The 19,731-nt window shown below is 67.9% G+C and carries 19 protein-coding genes; 7 read left to right on the top strand and 12 right to left on the bottom strand.

The features are described 5' to 3' along the window. The first annotated feature begins 335 nt into the window (after positions 1-335). A complete protein-coding gene (locus AC1D2F_RS17490) occupies positions 336-1,694 on the top strand; it encodes an ammonium transporter (RefSeq protein WP_476967277.1) in 1,359 nt (452 codons plus the stop codon). Positions 1,695-1,814: 120 nt separating this feature from the next. Further along, entirely contained in the window at positions 1,815-3,263 is a 1,449-nt protein-coding gene (locus tag AC1D2F_RS17485; RefSeq protein ID WP_476967276.1) for a S8 family peptidase, read from the top strand. 109 nt (positions 3,264-3,372) lie between these two features. Here the strand turns inward: AC1D2F_RS17485 and AC1D2F_RS17480 are convergent, their stop codons facing one another. Both AC1D2F_RS17480 and AC1D2F_RS17475 read right to left on the bottom strand, forming a co-directional pair. Next, entirely contained in the window at positions 3,373-4,053 is a 681-nt protein-coding gene (locus tag AC1D2F_RS17480; protein WP_364744084.1) for a response regulator transcription factor, read from the bottom strand. Beyond that, positions 4,046-5,392 (bottom strand): sensor histidine kinase, encoded by a 1,347-nt coding sequence (locus AC1D2F_RS17475; RefSeq protein WP_476967275.1) that lies wholly within the window; start codon positions 5,390-5,392, stop codon positions 4,046-4,048. Before AC1D2F_RS17475 ends, AC1D2F_RS17480 begins: the two co-directional genes overlap by 8 nt. A 119-nt stretch (positions 5,393-5,511) precedes the next feature. Between AC1D2F_RS17475 and AC1D2F_RS17470 the strand changes: the two genes are divergently transcribed. The 4 genes from AC1D2F_RS17470 (at position 5,512) to AC1D2F_RS17455 (ending at position 7,996) form a co-directional block, all read left to right on the top strand. Next, entirely contained in the window at positions 5,512-6,645 is a 1,134-nt protein-coding gene (locus AC1D2F_RS17470; RefSeq protein ID WP_476967274.1) for an LssY C-terminal domain-containing protein, read from the top strand. 26 nt (positions 6,646-6,671) lie between these two features. Then, positions 6,672-6,884, top strand: a complete 213-nt coding sequence (locus AC1D2F_RS17465; RefSeq protein WP_476967273.1) for a hypothetical protein — start codon at positions 6,672-6,674, stop codon at positions 6,882-6,884. A 99-nt stretch (positions 6,885-6,983) separates the two neighbouring features. Beyond that, positions 6,984-7,133 (top strand): hypothetical protein, encoded by a 150-nt coding sequence (locus AC1D2F_RS17460; RefSeq protein WP_364744093.1) that lies wholly within the window; start codon positions 6,984-6,986, stop codon positions 7,131-7,133. Between the two features lie 221 nt (positions 7,134-7,354). Continuing rightward, on the top strand, positions 7,355-7,996 hold the full coding sequence (locus AC1D2F_RS17455; RefSeq protein ID WP_476967272.1) for an NADPH-dependent F420 reductase: 642 nt from the start codon (positions 7,355-7,357) through the stop codon (positions 7,994-7,996). Between the two features lie 166 nt (positions 7,997-8,162). Here the strand turns inward: AC1D2F_RS17455 and AC1D2F_RS17450 are convergent, their stop codons facing one another. From AC1D2F_RS17450 to AC1D2F_RS17425, 6 genes are all read right to left on the bottom strand, one after another. Then, positions 8,163-9,026, bottom strand: coding sequence for a phosphogluconate dehydrogenase C-terminal domain-containing protein (locus tag AC1D2F_RS17450; protein WP_476967271.1), 864 nt, complete (start codon positions 9,024-9,026; stop codon positions 8,163-8,165). Position 9,027: 1 nt separating this feature from the next. After that, entirely contained in the window at positions 9,028-9,828 is an 801-nt protein-coding gene (locus AC1D2F_RS17445) for a sugar phosphate isomerase/epimerase family protein (protein ID WP_476967286.1), read from the bottom strand. A 62-nt stretch (positions 9,829-9,890) separates the two neighbouring features. Next, positions 9,891-10,751 carry a triose-phosphate isomerase family protein gene (locus tag AC1D2F_RS17440; RefSeq protein WP_229994699.1) on the bottom strand — a complete coding sequence of 287 codons (861 nt, stop codon included), beginning with the start codon at positions 10,749-10,751 and terminating at the stop codon, positions 9,891-9,893. Next, the gene (locus AC1D2F_RS17435) at positions 10,735-11,205 is read right to left on the bottom strand and encodes a ribose-5-phosphate isomerase (RefSeq protein ID WP_229994700.1); all 471 of its coding nucleotides are present in this window, start codon (positions 11,203-11,205) and stop codon (positions 10,735-10,737) included. Before AC1D2F_RS17435 ends, AC1D2F_RS17440 begins: the two co-directional genes overlap by 17 nt. Beyond that, positions 11,202-12,965 (bottom strand): dihydroxyacetone kinase family protein, encoded by a 1,764-nt coding sequence (locus tag AC1D2F_RS17430; protein ID WP_476967270.1) that lies wholly within the window; start codon positions 12,963-12,965, stop codon positions 11,202-11,204. The genes AC1D2F_RS17435 and AC1D2F_RS17430 overlap by 4 nt, the downstream gene beginning before the upstream one ends. 97 nt (positions 12,966-13,062) lie before the next feature. Beyond that, positions 13,063-14,451, bottom strand: coding sequence for an MFS transporter (locus AC1D2F_RS17425; RefSeq protein WP_229994702.1), 1,389 nt, complete (start codon positions 14,449-14,451; stop codon positions 13,063-13,065). 213 nt (positions 14,452-14,664) lie between these two features. On the opposite strand from AC1D2F_RS17425, the gene AC1D2F_RS17420 reads away from it, so the two are divergent. After that, complete coding sequence (locus AC1D2F_RS17420) at positions 14,665-15,420, top strand: FadR/GntR family transcriptional regulator (RefSeq protein ID WP_364744106.1); 756 nt, start codon at positions 14,665-14,667, stop codon at positions 15,418-15,420. Between the two features lie 160 nt (positions 15,421-15,580). Here AC1D2F_RS17420 and AC1D2F_RS17415 read toward each other — a convergent pair whose 3' ends face one another. From AC1D2F_RS17415 to AC1D2F_RS17400, 4 genes are read right to left on the bottom strand one after another with little or no spacing between them, the layout of a single operon-like run. Continuing rightward, positions 15,581-16,693: a Gfo/Idh/MocA family protein gene (locus AC1D2F_RS17415; RefSeq protein WP_229996121.1), complete on the bottom strand. Its 1,113-nt coding sequence runs from the start codon at positions 16,691-16,693 to the stop codon at positions 15,581-15,583. Then, on the bottom strand, positions 16,678-17,379 hold the full coding sequence (locus tag AC1D2F_RS17410; RefSeq protein WP_229996120.1) for a ThuA domain-containing protein: 702 nt from the start codon (positions 17,377-17,379) through the stop codon (positions 16,678-16,680). Before AC1D2F_RS17410 ends, AC1D2F_RS17415 begins: the two co-directional genes overlap by 16 nt. 40 nt (positions 17,380-17,419) lie before the next feature. Then, complete coding sequence (locus AC1D2F_RS17405; RefSeq protein ID WP_364744114.1) at positions 17,420-18,424, bottom strand: sugar phosphate isomerase/epimerase family protein; 1,005 nt, start codon at positions 18,422-18,424, stop codon at positions 17,420-17,422. A gap of 11 nt (positions 18,425-18,435) precedes the next feature. Then, a complete protein-coding gene (locus AC1D2F_RS17400; protein WP_476967269.1) occupies positions 18,436-19,668 on the bottom strand; it encodes a Gfo/Idh/MocA family protein in 1,233 nt (410 codons plus the stop codon). Between the last annotated feature and the right edge of the window lie 63 nt (positions 19,669-19,731).

The raw sequence follows: 19,731 nt of genomic DNA, 5'->3' as shown, positions 1-19,731 counted from the left end.
AGCCGGCGGCCGTGGCGGACCTCCCGGCGAGGCAAAACGGCACCGGAGACCCGCCGCGCCGGTGCCTCACGGCCGGGGGCGCAGGAATAATCGATGGCCCGCGCCGTTCCGCTCCGTCGGCGCCGACGTCCCGCACCAAACCGGCGGGGGCATGAGGCCCCGTTTACATTCCTGAAACATGCCGGTCACGCGAACTTCACGCCCTCGCGATTCCCGTAACGTGCCCGCAACTTTTCGCCCCACTGCCGGAAACATGGCTCCGCGACGATTGAATCCGGATCGGGGGGCCGGCGGCGACGTGTCCCGGTACGGAAGACTGACGAGAAGGGACCCCGGTGGAACTCACTGCTGGAAGTGTCTGGATGATTGTTTCGGCGGCGCTCGTTCTGCTGATGACCCCCGCACTGGGCCTCTTTTACGGCGGCATGACCAGGGCCAAGGCCTCGCTCAACATGATGATGATGAGCTTCGTCTCAATCGGGATTGTCGGCGTGGTGTGGGTCCTCTGGGGCTACTCGATGAGCACCGGGCAGGGTGTCCTCGGGGTGTTCGGCAACCCGTTCGCCAGTTTCGGCCTGAGCGGCCTCATCGGTTCTCCCGACTTGATCAAGGCCGGCTACAGCGCCACGTTTGCCATCCTCACCGTGGCCCTCATCAGCGGCGCCATCGCCGACCGCGCGAAATTCACCTCCTGGGCCCTGTTCGTTCCCATCTGGATCACCCTCGTGTACTGCCCCTTGGCCTTCATGGTCTGGGGCGGCGGCCTCATGAGTGCCGGCGGTGCCGTGAGCGCCGTCTTCGGCCAGGTCATCGACTTCGCCGGCGGCACCGTGGTGGAAATCGCGTCCGGAACCGCGGCCCTGGTTTTGGTCCTGATCCTGGGCAACCGGCATGGCTTCGGCAAGGACCCAGGCCACCGCCCCCACAACATTCCCTTCATCATGCTCGGCGCAGGCATCCTGTGGTTCGGCTGGTTCGGCTTCAACGCCGGCGCCGCCACCACCGTGGAGCAGGCCGGCCTGATCTGGGTGAACACCCTGGCCGCCCCCGCCGCAGCCATGATCAGCTGGCTGGCCGTCGAGAAGGTCCGCCACGGCCACCCCACCTCCCTGGGCGCCGCGTCCGGCGCCGTCGCCGGCCTGGTGGCCATCACGCCGTCGTGTGCCAACATCAGCCCGCTCGCCGCCCTGGGCCTGGGCTTCGTGGCCGGTGCGGCCTGTGCCGTGTTCGTGGACCTGAAGTTCAAGTTCGGCTTCGATGACTCGCTCGACGTCGTCGGCGTCCACCTCGGCGGCGGCCTCATCGGCACCCTCGCGCTGGGCTTTATCGCCCTCCCGGTGGACGGCGCGGGCGGCGGGCTGTTCTACGGCGGCGGGCTCCACCAGGTGATCGCGCAGACCGTCGCGGTCCTCATCACGGTGGCGGTGTCCGGCCTCGGGACCGCGGTGATCGGCCTCGCCATCCACAAGACGATCGGTTTCCGGGTCAGCCGCGAGGACGAGCTCGCCGGCGTCGACCGGTCCGAGCACGCCGAGACCGCCTACGCCTTTGCCGAACTCGGTTTCAGCCGGTTCAACCCGTTCGGCCACCACGTCCGCGCGGCGCACGCCGTGCACGCCGCGACGGCCGCCCACGCCGCCGACAGGGCGCCGGAGAACGTTCCCGCGCCGGCAAAGGAAGGCAGCCTCGTCTGAGGCAGCGGACCAACGGCGGCACAAGATTTCCCAAAGGTCCCGTGTGTAAGACCCGGCCGGAGGCTTAAGATATGGGCGGGGGGCACTCGAATTAGCGAACTCGCTTAATGGGAGGCCACGATGTTCAGCCAAGCCAGCCGCAAGGCGTCAGACCCGCAGCTAACATCGGTGGCGCGGGCCCCGCGCAGACACCGGGGCAGCGCCCTTCCCAGACCGGACCGACTCCGGTACCGGCGCGCACTGGCCTCGCTGACAGTCATTGCGCTGGTCTCCTGCTTCGGTCTGGCGGCGGCTGCCCCATCCTCCGCGGCTGAAACGGCGCAAAACTACATTGTGGTGCTCAAGGACGGCGTCGTGGACGCCGGAGCCACGGCTACGGCCCAGCAAAGAGCCTACGGATTCACGGCGTCGAAGGTCTACCGCAACGCTGTGAACGGCTATTCCGCCGGCCTGACCGCGTCCCAGGTGCAACGCCTCAAGGCCGACCCCAATGTCGACTTCGTCACTGCCGGCCGAACGTTCCAGCAACCGCGGGATCTTGGGACCGCGGCCACCCAAGAGACACCGTTGTGGCGGAAGCGGATCGCGGGAACCAGCTCCGACGTCCGGAAGGCCCTCGACAAGGGCCCTTCGCGGATTAATGTCAACGTCGCGGTGATCGACAGCGGCATCGATGCGACCCACCCGGACCTGAACGTCAAGGGCGGCGTTGACTGCCAGTCCGGCTCGCCCGTGGACGTGAATCCTGTTGTTGATGTTTTGGGGCACGGGACATTTGTTGCGGGCGTCATCGGCGCCCGGAACAACCGCCTGGGCGTCATCGGGACCGCTCCGGGCACCCCGCTGTGGTCCGTCCGGGTGGTTGACGACGCCGGCCTGATCTCCGAGCAGAGCCTGATCTGCGCGATCGACTGGGTGACCTCGACGCAGAAGGACGGTGACCCGGACAACGACATCGCCGTGGCCAACATCAGCATCGCCGGCGGCGCCCCGGACACACCCAACTGCGGCAAGGGCACGGACGCGATGCACTACGCCATCTGCCGTTCTGTCCGGGCCGGCGTCACGTACGCCGTCGCGGCCGGCAACGCCGGTGAGGACTTCGCCAACACCGTTCCGGCCACCTACGACCAGGTCCTGACCGCCACCGCCATGGGCGACTTCGACGGAAAGGCCGGTGGCGACGCCGCCCCGAACTGCGGTCCCGACGACTTTGGGAAGTACGGGCAAAAGGATGACCAGTCGGCATTCTTCTCCAACTTCGCCACCACAAGCAAGGACAAGGCCCACACAGTCTCCGGCCCCGGAGTGTGCATGCTCTCCACCTGGCCCGGCGGCTACAGCATAAGCAACGGCACCAGCTTCGCCAGCCCGGCCGTGGCAGGGTCCGTGGCCCTGTGCATCAGCCAGAAGGCCTGCACGGGTTCAGCCGAGCACGTCATGGAGCAGTACCTGGACCTGACGAAGTCGTACTCGAAGCGGCACCACGACTACGGCTTCGATGGCGATCCCATCCACCCGGTCGGGTCGCGGTACTACGGCTATCTGACGCAGACGACGAGCTTCTGACGGAACGGGCTGGAGGCCGCTGGCCGCGGGTCTGGCGGGTTTCAGCCGCGGGCTTCAGCCTAGGAGCCGGCTAGGCCACGGTTTCAGCGGCGGATCTCAGCCGCGGGTTTCAGCCTAGGAGCCGGCGCTCATAGGCGAAGGCCACCAGCTGAAGCCGCGTCCCGAGCCCCAGCTTGCCCAGCACGCTCCTGAGGTGTGTCTTGACGGTCGCCTCGGAAACGAACAGGCTTCCGGCTATCTCACCGTTGGCCAGCCCCTTGGCCGCGAGCAGGAAGACGTCCCGTTCCCGGGCCGAGAGCACTTCCAGCACGGACAGGTCCGGTCCCCCGGCCGGCACGGTCCGGGCCGCATGCTGGAACAGATCCTGGACTGATCCCGGCGCAATCACGGAGTAGCCCGAGTACACGGTCCGGATCGCGGCGAGCAGGAACTCGGGTTCCGCGCTCTTGAGCAGGTAGCCGCTGGCCCCGGCGTGCACGGCGTCGACCACCGCCTGGTCCCGGTTGAAGGTGGTCAAGGCGATGATCTTCGGCGCTCCGGTGCCCGCGGCTTCCGCCTGCTGCACGATCCGCCGCGTGGCGCCGATGCCGTCCAGGACCGGCATGCGCAGGTCCATGAGCATCACATCGGGGCACCGTTCGACGGCGAATGCCGCCGCCTGCGCGCCGTCGCCGGCTTCCCAGGACATCGCCATGTCGGGCTGGCTTTCCACCAGCATCCGGATTCCCGCACGGAACAGCGCCTGGTCATCGACGATCGCCACAGTGATGGCCGCCCCGGCATCAGCCACGGTCGCCGGCCTCCCCAAGCGACACGTCCGGGCGTGCTGCAGGACTTCCCGCGGGAACCAGGACTGGCTCCGCGCCGGTGACGGCGCCGGCGTCGGCAATCATCCTGCCGTCAATCATGGTGCCGTAGGGGATAAAGACGGTCACCCGGTACTGCTCGCCGTCGGGGCCGGCCGTCATCCAGCCCCCTGCGAGGTGGGCGCGTTCCCGCATCCCCGCGAGGCCGCGGCCCACCCGCGTTTCAGTGGCGCGGTCCGGGTTGTCCGCCGCAGCCGGGATCCCCGATGCCACATGCAGCGTCAGCCCGGGGCCGCTCCAGTCCAGGTGCAGCCGCACTGCGGTCCCCCGGCCACCGTGCTTCAGGGCGTTGGTCAGGCATTCCTGGATGATCCGGAAGACCGCGAGCTGCTGCCCGGCGGAGAGCCCCGCGGGTGCACCGGACTCGCTCTGTTCGATTGCGAGGCTGTCCTGCATGCGCGCGACCAGCGGCCCGACGTCGCTGAGCTGGGGCTGGGGCGTGACCACGCCGTCGTCGTGCACTCCCTCGATGACGCGCTGCGCGTCCACCAGGGCGCTCCGGGCCGACGTCGCGATGTTTTCCAGGGCGTTCAACACGGCCCTCGGCTGGTCCTTGCTCAGGTAGCGGGTGCCATCCGCCTGTGCCGCGATCACGGCGAGGGAATGGGCCAGGACATCGTGCAGGTCCCGGCCGATCCGCGTCCGCTCCTGCTCCACGATCAGTTCCACCTCGGCTTCGCGGAGGCTGGTCTGGGCCATGGTCCGGGCCCGGAAGAGGCTGCCGCGCTCCTCGAAGAGAGCCAGCGCCAGCCCGACGGCGGCGCATGCTGCCGCGATCAGCAGCAGCAGCGAAAAGAGCTGCCAGCCGAAGGCCCGAAACGTCCACCGGTCGCCCATGTACAGCGGCGGAAACCAACCCACGCCGGCGCTGTACCGCCACGACAGCATCAGGAATGTCATGGCGCCGGCAAACACCACAGTGGCGCCGGCCGCGATGAAGCGTGTCCTGCGCCCGGCCGTCCACTGGATGAAAGCCAGTGCCACAAACGACCCGAGGTAGATGGCCCAGTGGTTGGCGTGCATCGCGGGAATAGCGTTCCCGAGCTGGCCCGCGAGCAGCCCTGCCGTGAATCCGAGCGACACATAGGGCTTCCAGGCGGCGAGGGCGATGGCCGCCGTCATGAGGATCAGCGGCCACGTCCCCTCCCATGTGTGGAGGCCTGGCCCCATTCTGCCGGCCTCGGCCACGCACCACAGCGTGAAAAAGAGAACGGCCGCCGCGGGGGCGCCCCAATGCCGCGTGACTTTCAGTAGTGCTTCCATGCCTGTCACCCTATCCACGGGTGTGGGCACCAGACGGTCAAATCCGGCCGCGCTCAGCCTTTGAGCCAGAAGATTCATCTTTCGAGCCAGCCGCCGCTGGTGCGCGTAGTATGACCGCCATGACCAAGGCAGCGGTTGAGGTCTCGGCCCCCGCCGAGGCGGTGCCGTATTCAGCACTGGACACCGTCTTCTTCGTGGTGGGCGGCATCTCGGCCGTGTGGCTGACCTCCCTGCTGGTTCAGCTGAGCTTCCAATGGGGCTGGGCCCAGGTCTGGTTCCTCTTCATCTTCTGGGGTCTGCTCGCCTATCTGGTGCTCCCCCGTCTCCACCGGATCCTGACCCGGCTCTACGTTCCGGACTACTTCATCGGCCGGGCGCGCACCAGCGACGGGCTGCTCGGCGATCCCGTGAACGTCGCCCTGCTGGGAACAGAACCGCAGATTCACGCCGTGATGCACTCCGCGGGCTGGACGCTTGCCGACGACGTGACGCTGGCCAGCAGCAGGCGAATCGTCTCCTCCACCCTCCTGCGCCGCAGCTACCTTCAGGCCCCTGTGAGTCCGCTGTTCCTGTTCGGCCGCCAGCAGGATTTTGCCTACCAGCAGGAAGTCGACGGCACCCCGGGCAAACGCCACCACGTCCGTTTCTGGCGCTGCCCGCCCGGCTGGCTGCTGCCCGGCGGGCTGACAGTCGACTGGCTGGCCGCCGGTACGTACGACCGCAGCGTCGGGCTTTCCCTGTTTACGCTCCAGATCACCCACAAGATCGACGAGCACACCGACGCCGAACGCGACCACGTCGTCGGAGCCATCACCGGGGCGGACCCCGCGGCCGGGCTCCGGGTGATTCGCGACTTTTCGACCGGCTATCACGCGCGCAACGGCGGCGGCGACACCATCATTACCGACGGCGATCTGCCGATCGTTGATCTCCGGCGGACCGCCGAGCGGGCCGCGGCGGTCCGGCCTCCGGGCGACAGGCCCCCGAGCGACAGGCCCCCGAGCGACAGCCGCAACAGGCGCCCGGCGACCACTATTGTCGGGGCGGTCTTCGTCGGTGCCCGTGCCGCGGCGGCTGCCCTGCTGGCCATGTCCATGGTGCTCTTCCGGGACGCGCACGTGAGCTCCCTGGTGCAGCCCGCAGCCGGCCCGGGCATCACGGAGGCGCAGGCGGAAATGGCCGTCACCGGCGCAACGGCGGTTGTCCTGGTCCTTGCCTTCGCTATGTCCTGTTGGCCTGGTTTGTGTTCCTAGGCCAGAACTGTGCCCGAACCGTGGTCATGGCGTTCAGCACGGTGGCCATCGGCCTTCAGGCGTTCGATGTCTTCCATGGCGGTCCCGACATCACGCTGCAGTCCAATCTGCCTGGCCTGGCCCTGGACATCCTGCTGCTTCTGGCGCTCTCGAGTAAACGGTCCCGCGACTATGCCCTGCGCCCCCGCAAGGAACCCAAGCGGGATTCCAGCCGTCCCGGCGGCCAGGCACCGTTCTGAATCCCCACACATCGGGGAGGTCTTGACAGCCCTCTTGCTGCGGGAGCTAGATGTTCAAAAGCCGACAACCACCGCAGGATTCCCAGCAGAGGAGCGGACATGAGCGAAGACTCACAGGCGCCGGAGCGCGCCCATAGCGAGACCCCCGCCGAGGGTGATGCAACGGCTGAACCCTTTGACGACCGGGCCCATTCCCAGGACGCGGCAGAAGGCCCGGACATCGACGACGAACCGGGCACCACGCCCTAGTACATCGCCCATAGCCTCGCCGACGCACGGGCGGGACAGGGCCGTAGCTTCGCCGACGCACGAGTTCGCCGGAAACGTGCGAGCTCGCCGGAACTTTCCGGCGATTGGGCAGGTTTCCGGCGATTTCGGTCGGCCAGGTGCGGCCAGTGCCCTGACGGTCCCGGGCGCACACAGCCGGTGACGGGCGAAATATCTCCGCCTGCCTGCGTGTTGGCCCCGACATGACAACAATCGGAATCATCGGCGCAGGACACATTGGCGGCCAGCTCGCCCGCAAGGCCGTGGAGCTAGGCTACGACGTCGTGATCAGCAACTCGCGGGGGCCGGAAACCCTGGCGGACCTCGTCGCCGAACTGGGGCCCAAAGCCCGGGCCGCAACGCCGGCCGAAGCGGCAACTGCCGGCGACTTCGCCGTCGTCAGCGTGCCGCTTAGGAGCATCCAGGACGTGCCCGTGGAGCCGCTGGCGGGCAAGGTCGTCCTCGACACCAACAACTACTACTGGGAAAGGGACGGGCATTTTCCCGCCCTGGATGCCGGCGAGGCCACCACCTCCGGCTTGCTGCAGGAGCACCTGCCTCAGTCCAAAGTGGCCAAGGCCTTCAACCACATCAGGTCCTCCCAGATCACCACAGACGGCGCACCGGCCGGCACACCCAACCGCCGGGCCCTTGCCACGGCGAGCGATTTCCCGGAAGCGGCTGAGCTTGTGACCAGGCTCTATGACGAATTCGGCTTCGACACCGTCAATATGGGCCCGCTGTCCGAAAGCTGGCGCACGGAACGGGACCGCCCTGCCTACGTGATCCGGCAGAACGCGGCCCAGCTGGCCGAGAACCTGGCCAGGGCCCGGCGCACCATCTGATTCTTCCTCCCGACGCCGGCCCAGCCGCCACGCCCTGCCGATCCCAGCCCAGCCCCGCCCACCGCCCGAACTCGCCGGAACCTGCGAACTCGCCGCAAGTTTCCGGCGAACGGTCGGGTTTCCGGCGAATTCGGCCGGGCTTGGGCCGGCGGCATAGTCCGCTAGGTCAGCTCTGGACGGCGGGCTCGAGCTTGAGCATCTTGGCGATGACGTAGTCGAGCTCGGAGTCGTCGAAGATCTTCTTCCAGTCGTCCTTGATGATGGTGTCCTTGCCGTACTGGATGGCGATCTCGCAGGCCTCGGAGAACGGGTTGGAGCCGCGCAGGGCGTTGGTCAGGGCGATCTGGACGTGCCCGAACAGCATGGCCTTGGCAGCCTCTTCCGGGACGCCGGCCGTGTGCACGGTCTCGTGCAGGGCTTCCTTGAGCAGGGTGCCGATCATGCAGGCGACCGTCTCCACCAGGGTGGGCTCAAGGATGGCGAGCTGCTTGACGGTGACCCAGTGGACGTCGATCACCGGGGCGTAGATGACCTTGATGGTGGCCTCGGCGGCGGCGCGGGCGGCCTCGGTGGCGTCCTCGTCGATCGCGGCGACCACGTTCTGCGGGGCGCCCTGGCCGCCGAAGGTGTCGGCCCATTCTTCCTTGGTGGTGCGCTCGAGGAACACCGAGGGGTGGCACGGGTGGGCCACGGCCTGGACGACGTCGTCGCGCTTGGCGAGCAGGCCGGCGTAGGCGGCGGCCGGGTCGAGGGTGAGCAGGATGGCGCCGGACTTCATCTGGGGAACTACGCCGTGGGACACGACACCCAGGACGGTGTCCGGGACGGCGAGGATCACGACGTCGGCGTCCTTGATGGCGTCCTCGATGGTGCTGATGTCCCGGCCTTCGGCGCGGACGCGGTCCTGGCCGGCCGGCGAGTTTTCGCTGTAGAAGACGGTGTGGGCGCTCTTCTGGAGGTTGGCTGAAACACGCAGCCCCATTTTGCCTCCGGCTCCGATGACGGCGACGGTCAATTGTTCTGCTGACATTTCAGTTACTCCTTAGGAAATCGAGGCTTTGCTGGGTCCACTGCTTTTCGAGGCGGATGGTCTCTTCTTCGGAGGCCTGCCACGGCAGCCAGTGCTCGATGATCTGGTTGATATTTCTTTCTTTGGGCTGCAGCTTCCGGGCCATGTAGGCATAGTCCAGGAGGCCTTCGCCGAGGGGAGCGCCGGAATAGGTAAACCCGACCCACCCCTCCTTGCGGCTGAACGCAAAGTCTTTGATGTGCATGTTCAGGACATACGGCGCGACGGCGTCAATCACCTCGCGCGGGGATTCCAGCGCCGCCACGGTGTTGGCGGGATCGCTGCAAATGCCCAGGGAGGGGCTGTTCACCCGGGCGATGACGTCCAGGACGCGGGAGGTGGGGACCTGTTCGTAGGTCTCCACGGCGATCTTCACCCCGGCCGCCTCGAACTCGGGCAGGACCCCGGTGAAGACGGCCACGGCCTCGTCCGCGTCCGGGGTGTGGCCCGGGACGTTGAACATGGTCCGCAAAAGCGGCGCGCCCAGGATCCCGGCGATCCGCAGGAACTTCCGCAGATGCTCCGGCCGGATGCCCTTGGTGCCGAGCTCCAGGGAGATCCCCAGGGCATCGGCCGTGGCCCGCACGGCTTCCAGTTCGGCGTCCGTCATGGTTTCCAGCGGGGCGTAGTCGCAGATCTGGAAGAGGTCCACGCCCAGGGCTGCAGTCTCGGCCAGTGCTTCGTGGAGGGTCAGGGGTGCGGCGACCCGGTCCGAGAGCTGCCAGAAGAAGGCGTAGCTGCTGAGCCCGATTCTTGAACGGATTCCTGAATCCTGGCCGATGCTCGAGCCCTCGCCAATGCTGGAACTGAGCCTTGTGGTGGAGCTCATGGCCGGCCACCCGCCGTCAGCAGAAGTCCCAGGCGTGCGGCGGTTTCGTCCAGGATGGTCCTGAGCGCCTGCGGGTCGTGGGCGAAGCGGCCCAGGAACAGCCCGGCGACGGACATGTCCAGCCGGCTGATCAGGCCGGGTCCGGCGCTGCCGCCGTAAATGACCCTGCTCTCGGTCTGGCCCGGCAGGGCGCGCAGGTGCGCGTCCAGTCCGGCGATGACGGCGCTGATGTACTCCGGCGTGGCGGGCTCCGGGGCCCCGATGGCCCATTGCGGTTCGTAGGCCACGATGGTCCGGGTTGCCGGTCCCAGGGACCGTGCCCGGTTGAGCGCGGCGTCTATGTCCGCCATGCAGTGCCGGATGGCTTCCTCCACCGAGCCGGGCTGCAGCTCCCCGACGCAGAGTACCGGGGTGAGTCTGTTGCGGTAAGCGGCGGCGGTCTTGAGGCCGATCGTCCTGTCATCCTCGCCGAAGATCCGGCGCCGCTCGGCATGGCCAACTTCGGCGTAGCGTCCGCCGAGTTCGGCGACCGTCCGGCCGGAAACCTCGCCGGTGTAGGCGCCTTCGTCTTCCCAGAAAATGTCCTGCGCGCCGGCGCCGGCCCCGGCCACGCCGAGGATCCGGGCTGCATCCGGCAGTGCCGGCAGTGCGGGCAGGACAAACAGTTCGATCTCGCCGCTCTGCACGGCAGGGTGTGACAGGGCGACGGCGGCGACCTCGCGGCAGTAGTCCAGCGTGCGCTGGTAGCCGAAGTACATTTTCAGGCTGACGCCGATGACGGCCCTGGGCCGTGTGTCGGCGGCACGGCCGGCGGCTGTGTCTGTCCCGCGTGCGGCGGGGTTAGCAGGAAGTGACACCCTCGTAGTCCTTAATCAGTGTGACTTTCTCGGCCGAGGCCGAGGTTTCGTCGAAGGTGTAAGTGAGCCACTCGCGGGCGAGCCTGCGGGCGAGTTCCAGGCCGACGACGCGCTGGCCGAAGGTGAGGACCTGGGCATTGTTGCTCAGGACGGAGCGTTCCACCGAGAAGCTGTCGTGGGCTGTGACGGCGCGGATGCCCGGGACCTTGTTCGCCGCGATGGCCACGCCCAGGCCGGTGCCGCAGACCAGGAGGGCGCGGTCCGCCTCGCCGGAGGCGATGAGTTCGGCGGCGGCGATGGCCACGGAGGGGTAGGGGGTGTGGCTGGTGGCATCCACTCCGACGTCGGTAACGGAGTCGACCAGCCCGTTGGCCTCCAGGTCCGCCTTGAGGGCTTCCTTGTATTCGAATCCGGCGTCGTCAGACCCGATGACCAGGCGCAGCTTGGCGCTCATGCGTTCTCCTTGACAGATTTTTCCTCGACGAGGGTGTTGTGAATTGCTCGGACGATCAGTGCCATGGACACCGCTCCCGCGTCCGGCGTGCCGAGGCTCTTCTCGGCGTGCGGGCGGGCGCGTCCCATGAGGGGCAGAAGCTGGGCGGTGTCTTCCGCGGCCTGCTGCGCAACGGTGGCGGCGGCGCCCCAGGAGTCAGCAAGGGACTGCCCGGCGTCCACGCCGCCGGCGAGGGCGTCGCGGAACGGGACCAGGACATCCACCAGGGTCTTGTCGCCCGGTGTGGCTTTGCCGAAGTCCATGATTGCGGCCGCGGCGCCTGCGACTCCGGCGGCGACAGCGCCGGCGTCGGGGGCGTTGGTGTTTCCGAGCGCATCCCCGACCGCCCGCAAGGCCATGCCCCACAGCGCACCGGAGGTGCCGCCGGCCTTATCTGCCCAGGCATCTCCGGCGAGGTGAAGGGTGGTCGCGGCTCCCGCGCCGCGGGCGACGGCGGCCGCAGCGGCGTCGACGGCGGCACGGACGCCGCGTTCCATGCCGATGCCGTGGTCGCCGTCGCCGGCGACGGCGTCGATCCGGCCGAGTTCCTCGGCGTTGGCGTCCACGACGTTCTTCGCGGCGCCCAGCGCGGCCAGAACCCGGATGGCGCCGGCGCGGGATTCGTCGGAGGCATCCGGGATGGACGCTTCGATCTCGGCCGGGTCGGTGAAGTCGGCGGGCTCGAGGGCGTCCGCGGTGACGGCGCCGCGGCGGAAGGCCGGGGCGTCGGCGGGGGCGTGCCAGAGGGTTTCGAGTTCCTCGTCGAGCCAGAAGAGGGTGAGGGAGGTGCCGGCCATGTCGAAGCTCGTGACGAGTTCGCCCACCTGCGGGTCCACGGCTTCCAGTCCGGCTTCGGCCAGGAGCTGGGCGACGCGGCGGTAGACGACGAAGAGTTCCTCGTATTTGACGCTGCCGAGGCCGTTGAGGATGGGGACCACGCGGGACCGGGCAGCAGCGCCTGCGGCTTCGCCGGGCAGGCGCTCGGGGATTTCGGTGAGGAGCTTGGCGACCAGGAGCTCGGCGAGCTCGTCCGCCGTCGGGATGTCTGTCTCCCCGATACCGGGTTCGCCGTGGATGCCCATCCCGACGGCCATCCGGCCCTCGGGGACGGAGAAGAGCGGGTGGTCCGCCCCGGGCAGGGTGCAACCGGTGAAAGCCACGCCGAAGGAGCGGGTCCGGTGGTTGGCGCGCTCGGCGATCTCGATGGTCCGGTCCATGCTGTAGCCGGCCTCGGCAGCGGCGGCGGCCACCTTGAAGACCGTAAGGTCGCCGGCGATCCCGCGGCGCTTGGCATGCTCGGCCGGCGGGGCGGAGGAGACGTCGTCTGTGACGGCGATGCTGCGGCAGTCGATGCCTTCGGCGCGGAGCCGGGCCTGGGCCTGGTTGAAGTGCAGGACATCGCCTGCGTAGTTGCCGTAGCCCAGAAGGACGCCGCCGCCGTTGTTGGCGGCCTTCGCTACGTTGTAGATCTGCTGCGCGGACGGGGAGGCGAAGAGATTGCCCATGGCGGCGCCGTGGGCCAGGCCCTGGCCGACGAGTCCGGCGAATGCGGGGTAGTGGCCGGAGCCGCCGCCAATCACGAGCGCCACGGTGCTGGGGGTGCTTTGGGTGTTGCGGACGACGCCGCCGGAAACGCGCCTGACCCAGCGGCTGTGGGAGGCGACGAAGCCCTCGATCATTTCGTCAGCGAAGGCTGCGGGGTCATTGAACAGGCGGGTCATGGGGTACTCCTGGAAGAGGGAAAGCTGCTTGGTGGGTGCCCGCCGCGGCTGTGTGGCACGCGGCGGGCACCGGATTGTTGGGAGCGCGCTGCGTCCGTTAGCGGGCGGCAGCCGACTCCGCGGCCTCGGACTCCCCGGCCTCGGACTCCCCGGCCTCAGGGGCGACGTCGACGGCCGTTCCATTGGCAGCACCGCTGCGGGCAAGCACCACCATGAGGATGGCCGAAAGGATCATGAAGCCACCCACCACGAGCATGGGCACGTTGTAGCTGCCGGTCCAGTCCTTGAGCCAGCCGGTGATGTAGCCGGCGCTGAAGCCTGCCAGGTTGCCCACGGTGTTGATCAGGGCGATGCCGGCGGCGGCCGCGGCGCCGGTGAGGAACTGGGTGGGGACCGTCCAGAAGTTCGGCAGGGCCGCGAAGATGGACATCGCAGTGAGGGTGATGATCGCGATCGTCGCCGCCGGCGATCCCGCGAAGAGTGCCAGCGGGATGCTCAGGCCGCCGACGAGGGCGGGGACGGCGATGTGCCAAGTCTTCACACCGCGTTTAGTGGCGTCTTTGGACCAGAAGTACAGGGCAAAGGCTGCCGGCAGGTACGGGATGGCCGTGATCAGGCCCTTCTGGAAGACGTCGAACTTTGCGCCGTACAGGCCTTCGAAGCCGGAGATGATGGTCGGCAGGAAGAAACCGAGCGCGTACAGGCCGTAGATGAAGCCGAAGTAGATCAGGGCGAGCATCCAGACGCGGCCGTTGCCAAAGACGGTGCGGACGCTGCCGTGGTTATTGCTGGCGGCGGTTGCGTTCTTTTCCTTCTCCAGCGCTCCGGTCAGCCAGGTCTTCTCGTCAGCGCTCAGCCACTTGGCCTTGGCCGGGGAATCCGCGAGGTAGAACCAGGCCGCGATGCCGATCAGGATGGCGGGAATGGCCACGCCGAAGTACATGACGCGCCAGCCTTCGAGGCCGAAGAGGCCATGCTGCTGGATGAGGAGGGCGGCAAGCGGGGCTCCGATGACGGTAGTCAGCGGCTGGGCCAGGTAGAACAGGGCCAGGATCTTGCTGCGGTGACGGGACGGGACCCACAGGCTGAGGAAGAGGATGGCGCCGGGGAAGAATCCGGCCTCGGCCACACCCAGGATGAAGCGCAGGACGTAGAGCTGCTCCACGCTGCCCACCCAAGTGAAGAGGAGGGAGACGATACCCCAGCTGACCATGATGCGGGCCAGCCAGCGGCGGGCGCCGAACTTGTGCAGGGCAAGGTTGCTGGGGACTTCCAGCAGGATGTAGCCAATGAAGAAGACGCCGGAGGCGAAGCCGAACTGGGCCGCCGAGAGGGCGAGATCGGCGTTCATGCCGTTGGGGCCGGCGAAGGAGATGGCCGTGCGGTCGAGATAGTTGATGAAGAACATGAGAGCGACAAACGGCACCAGCCGCACTGCCACCTTCTTGATTGCAGATCTTTCGACCACTGACTGAGTGGTGTCCACATTGACTCCTAGATGTTGATGTCCCGACCGCTTCCTGCGCTGGAAGCTTGGGGATTGGTCTCATCGCGTAGTCCGGAGGACTGGCCAGGCCCTAACTAAGCGTGTGATAAAAACCATAAGGCGTTCATCCCAAATTGGTCAACCGGTTGACATGTTTATTTCACAGACGGACCTCTGCATGGCTCGGCTGGTCCGGGTTGTTACGCTGTGAAGGTGTCCGTAAATTCCGCCGCTTCAACGGCCAAAATAAGTGCCGCACTCGGTTCCATGGAGCAAGGCTCGGTTGTATCCGAGGTCGCGGAACGCCTTCTTGGGTACTTCACGAGCGGCGAGATCGCCGTCGGGACCCGCCTGCCGGCCGAACGCCAGCTCGCCGCCTCGCTGGGGGTGGGACGCTCCGCGGTCCGCGAAGCCCTCGCAGCACTGGAGATCCTCGGGATTGTCATCGTCCGCCCCGGTTCCGGAACCTACCTTCGCGACGGCATTTCCGAGCTCCTCCCCCGCACGCTGAGCTGGGGCCTCATGCTGGGCGCCCCGCGCACACGCGAACTCGTGGAACTGCGCGGCGGACTTGAGGTTCAGGCCGGCCAGTTGGCGGCCCAGCGGACCACCGACGACGCCCTGGACCGGATGCGCCAAAATCTGGCCACCATGGAACACAGCCTCGATGACCTCGCCACGTTCGTGGAGGCCGACGCCGCCTTCCACCGCGAGATTGCCGCCGCCTCCGGCAACCAGGTCCTGCAGGAACTGCTGCAGAGCATCCGCTCGCTCCTGCGCATCTGGGTAGACCGCGCCTTGACGGATGAAGGGCACGCGGCCGCGGCCCTGGCCGAGCATCGGGAAATCTTCCGGGCCCTGGAATCGAGGGACGAGGCCGCCGTGACGGCAGCCATGCGCTCCCACATGGACACGGCGTCCCGGCGCCTCCTGGCCGGGTTCGACGCCGACCAGGCCGCCACGGACTGAGGCTTCTTCCCCGCGTCATCTCCCGGGCGCGTCTCCCCCGGGCGCGCGAAATCGCCGGAAACCTGCGCGCTCGCCGGAACGTTCCGGCGAACTCGTGGGTTTCCGGCGATTTCGGCCGGGCACGGGTGGGGCGGGCTGGGAGGGAGCAGCCGAGCGGACGCTACGAGGTGACCGCCACGGGAGACTCCGCGATGGCAGCCAGTTCGACCGGAGCGGGCCGGACTGCTGTGCTGGCGATCCGGACAGGCGTTCCCGTGTGCGCCGACTCGAGCACGGACTCCATCACTTCCAGGGCGTGGAATGCCAGGACTCCGCCTGCCCGTGGCTCCTGGCCGGCCGGGGTGCGGATGAAGTCCGCGACGCCGAAGCCGCGCCCCGAGTCCTCATAGCCGGCAGAAACCGGAAGGGCCTGCCAGTCCTCCGCGCCTAGGGCGAAGAGCTGGACGTCGCCGTCGAAGTGGTTGGGATCCGGGACCACGAGGGACCCGCGTTCCCCATGGATTTCGATGTTGGGGCTCCTGGTCTTCACGGCGTCGAAGCTCATCACCAGCGTGGACAAGGCCCCCGAGGCGTGGACCAGGACGCCGGTGACGTGGGTATCGATCGCCACCGGCACGCTCTGGCCTGCGCGCGGGCCCGATCCAATGGTCCGTTCACCGCGGGTGTGGCTGGCGGCGCCGATCACCGAGACCACGGGTCCGAGCAACGTGACCAGGGCCGAGACGTAGTACGGTCCCATGTCCAGTAGCGGGCCGCCACCGGGCTGGTAATAGAAGTCCGGGTTCGGGTGCCAGCGCTCATGCCCGGGCGTGACCATCGTGGCGGTCGCGGAGATGGGCCTGCCGATCAGCCCGTCGTCGATGGCTTTCCGGGCGGTCTGGATCCCGGTGCCGAGCACGGTGTCAGGGGCGCAGCCGACCGCGACGCCGGCCGTCCGGGCAGCATCCAGGACCTGCCGGGCCTCCGCGGTTGTGGCCGCGAGGGGCTTCTCGCCGTAGACGGATTTGCCGGCGGCAATCGCCCGCAGTGCGACCTCGGCGTGGGCTGCCGGGATGGTCAGGTTCAGGACGAGTTCGACGTCGTCGGCCGCCAGGAGCGCGTCCACTGTGAGCGCCCGGACGCCGTCGTAGGAGTCGGCCACAGCCTGCGCCCGGGCAGGATTCAGGTCCGCGACGGCGACGAGGTTGATGTCCTCGAGCCGGCGGAAGTTCACCAGGTACTGGACGATGATGGCTCCGCAGCCGATGATTCCAACGTTTACCGGCTTGCCCACAGCAGGCCCCTTTCGATGATGGTGCGGACATTGCTGTCCTGGAGGATTTCGACGCGGTGTCCCGGGGTGCAGACGAAAATCCTGCCCTTTCCCCATTGCCGGGTCCAGATGGCGGGCGAGGTGACCTCGCGGTGCCAAGGGTCCCATTCGCGGACTTTCTGGGTGGTGGTGGCCAGGACGTCGATGTAGTCGTCGGCGAGGACCCAGTACTGTTCGGTGACGAGATCGAAATCGTCGAGACCGGCAGTGATTGGATGCTCGGCGGCTGCCGGGAGCATGTTGACTGTGTACGGGACGTAGTTGTCGGGCTGCCCGCCAGTGCGCTCGTCCGGGTGCTTTCCCGGGTGGCAGGCAAACTGGCCGCCGATCAGGTGCAGGTAGTCGGACGTGTCTCGGTAAGAATCCGCGATGCCGCCGTGCCAGCCGGCCAGGCCTGTGCCGTTTTCGACGGCGGCCCGGAGCCCCTCGAACTCGTCCTTTTCGATGGTGGACATGGTCACGCACTGCAGGATCAGGTCCACGCCCGCCATGAAGTCGGCGTCGGCGTAGATCTTGGGCGATTCCTCCACCCGGACCTCGTAGCCGTTGGCTTGCAGGTACGGGATGAATTCCTCGGTGGCCGCAACGGGCTGGTGCCCGTCCCAGCCGCCGCGCACCACGAGGGCGGTTTTTTGGTCGATTGTCATGGGGTTCCTCTGTTGTTGGTTTGTTGTGGCCGCGGCTGGCTCAGCGGGCGGCGAAGGCCGCATCGAACGCGGCCGCGGGCGGTGTGATCGTGGCAAGTTCCTTGACCAGAGCTAGGGCCTGCGGTGCGCCGACCAGACGGTCCATGCCGGCGTCCTCCCACTCGACGCTGGTGGGTCCCCGATATCCGATGGCGTTCAGGGTCCGGAATATCGGCTCCCAATTGACGTCGCCGTGGCCGGCCGTGACGAAGTCCCACCCGCGGCGCGGGTCGGCCCAGGGCAGGTGGGAGCCGAGCCGTCCGTTGCGGCCGTTGAGCTGCCGGACGGATTCCTTGACATGGACGTGGAAGATCTTGTCGGCGAAGTCCTGCAGGAACATGACAGGGTCCAGGTCCTGCCAGAGGAAGTGGGACGGGTCGAAGTTCAAGCCGAAGCTCTCCCGGTGGCCGACGGCTTCCAAGGTGCGCTTGGCGGTCCAGTAGTCGTAGGCGATTTCGGACGGGTGTACCTCGAGGGCGAAACGGACCCCTTCCTCGTCGAAGACGTCGAGGATCGGATTCCAGCGGTCTGCGAAGTCCTGGTAGCCGCGTTCGATCATGGCGTCCGAGGCGGGCGGGAACATGGCAACGCATTTCCAGATCGAGGATCCGGTGAACCCGGTGACGGTCTGCACGCCAAGCCTGGCGGCCGCGCGGGCCGTGGTCTTCATGGCCTCGGCGGCGCGGGTGCGGACCCCTTCGGCGTCGCCGTCGCCCCACACGTGGGCAGGAAGAATACCCTCGTGACGCTCGTCGATCGGGTCGTCGCAGACGGCCTGTCCGGTGAGGTGATTGGCAATCGCATGGACCTTGAGCTGGTGCTTGTCCAGGATGTCCAGCCGGCCTTGGAGATAGGCGTCGTCCTCGACGGCCCGCTGCGGGTCCAGGTGGTCACCCCAGCAGGCGATCTCCAGGCCGTCAAAGCCCCACTCGCCGGCGAGCCGCGCCACCTCTTCGAAGGGCAGGTCGGCCCACTGGCCGGTGAAGAGGGTGATGGGTCGTGTCATGGTGTTTCCTCTCAGACGTGGTGCCAGTGGCTGTCGTTGTGGGCGCTGGTTTCGATGGCGGCGAGGACTTTTTGGACCTGGAGGGCGTCGGCGAAGGACGGTGCCGGGGGCCGGCCGGCGTTGATGGCGTGGATGAGGTCGACCACCTGGTGGGTGAAGAGGTGTTCGTAGCCCAGTCCGTGGCCGGTGGGCCACCAGTTCCCGGTGTAGGGGTGTTCGGGTTCGGTGACCAGGATCTTGCGGAACCCGGCGTCGGGGCCGTCGGCGGCGTCGTAGACGGACAGGGCGTTCATGTCCTCGAAGTCGAAGGCCAGCGACCCGGCGGTGCCGTTCAGTTCCAGGCGCATGGCGTTCTTCCGGCCCAGCGCGAACCGGGTGGCCTCGAACACCCCGACCGGCCCGGCGCCGGACCCGTGGGTGCCGCTTCCGCCGCCGTTGGCGGCTGTTTCCCCGCCGTTGGCGGCGGCGAAGCGGGCGGTGAAGATGGCGGCGTCGTCCACGGTGACCGGCCCGCGCTCGGCGCCGGTGGCGCCGTGCCCGCCCAGGCCCACGAGGTCCCCGGCCAGGGGCCGGTCCTTGACGAAGGTTTCCAGCAGCGCCGAGACCCCGGTGATGTTGAGTCCGGTGATCCATTGGGCGGCATCGATGCTATGCGCCCCGATATCCCCGAGCGCGCCGGAGCCGGACTTGGATTTGTCCAGCCGCCAGGTCAGCGGCGCGTCCGGGTCGGTGAGCCAGTCCTGCAGGTACTGGGCCCGCACGTGCCGGATCTGCCCGAGCCGGCCCTCGGCGAGCATCCGCCGGGCCAGGGCCAGGGCCGGGGTGCGCCGGTAGCTGAACCCGCACATCGAGTACACGCCCCGGGCCGCCGCGGCCTCCGCGGCCGCGGCCATCCGTTCGGCCTCGGCCACGGAGTTCGCCAGCGGCTTCTCGCACAGGACATGCTTGCCGGCTTCGAGCGCCGCGATCGCGATCTCGGCGTGCGTGTTGCCCGGGGTGCAGATATCGATCAGGTCGATGTCCTCCCGCTCGATCAACGCCCGCCAGTCCGTCTCATAGGATTCCCAGCCCAGCTTCGCCGCCGCGGCCCGCACCCCGTCGGGGTTCCGGCCCGCGACCGCGGTCAGTTCCGGGTGCAGCGGCAGGTCAAAGAACCGCGGCGCGCTCCGCCACGCGTGCGAATGGGCGGCCCCCATAAACGCATAGCCCACCATCCCCACACGCAGGCTCGTCGGGTCAGTCATCGGTAATCCTTTCGAAAGACGGGTGGAGATCGGTGGCGGCGCCCCAGGAAAAGGGCCCCGCCC

The sequence above is a fragment of the Arthrobacter sp. P1_B3 genome (assembly GCF_056406615.1).
This window is presented reverse-complemented; position numbering and strand designations above follow the sequence as displayed.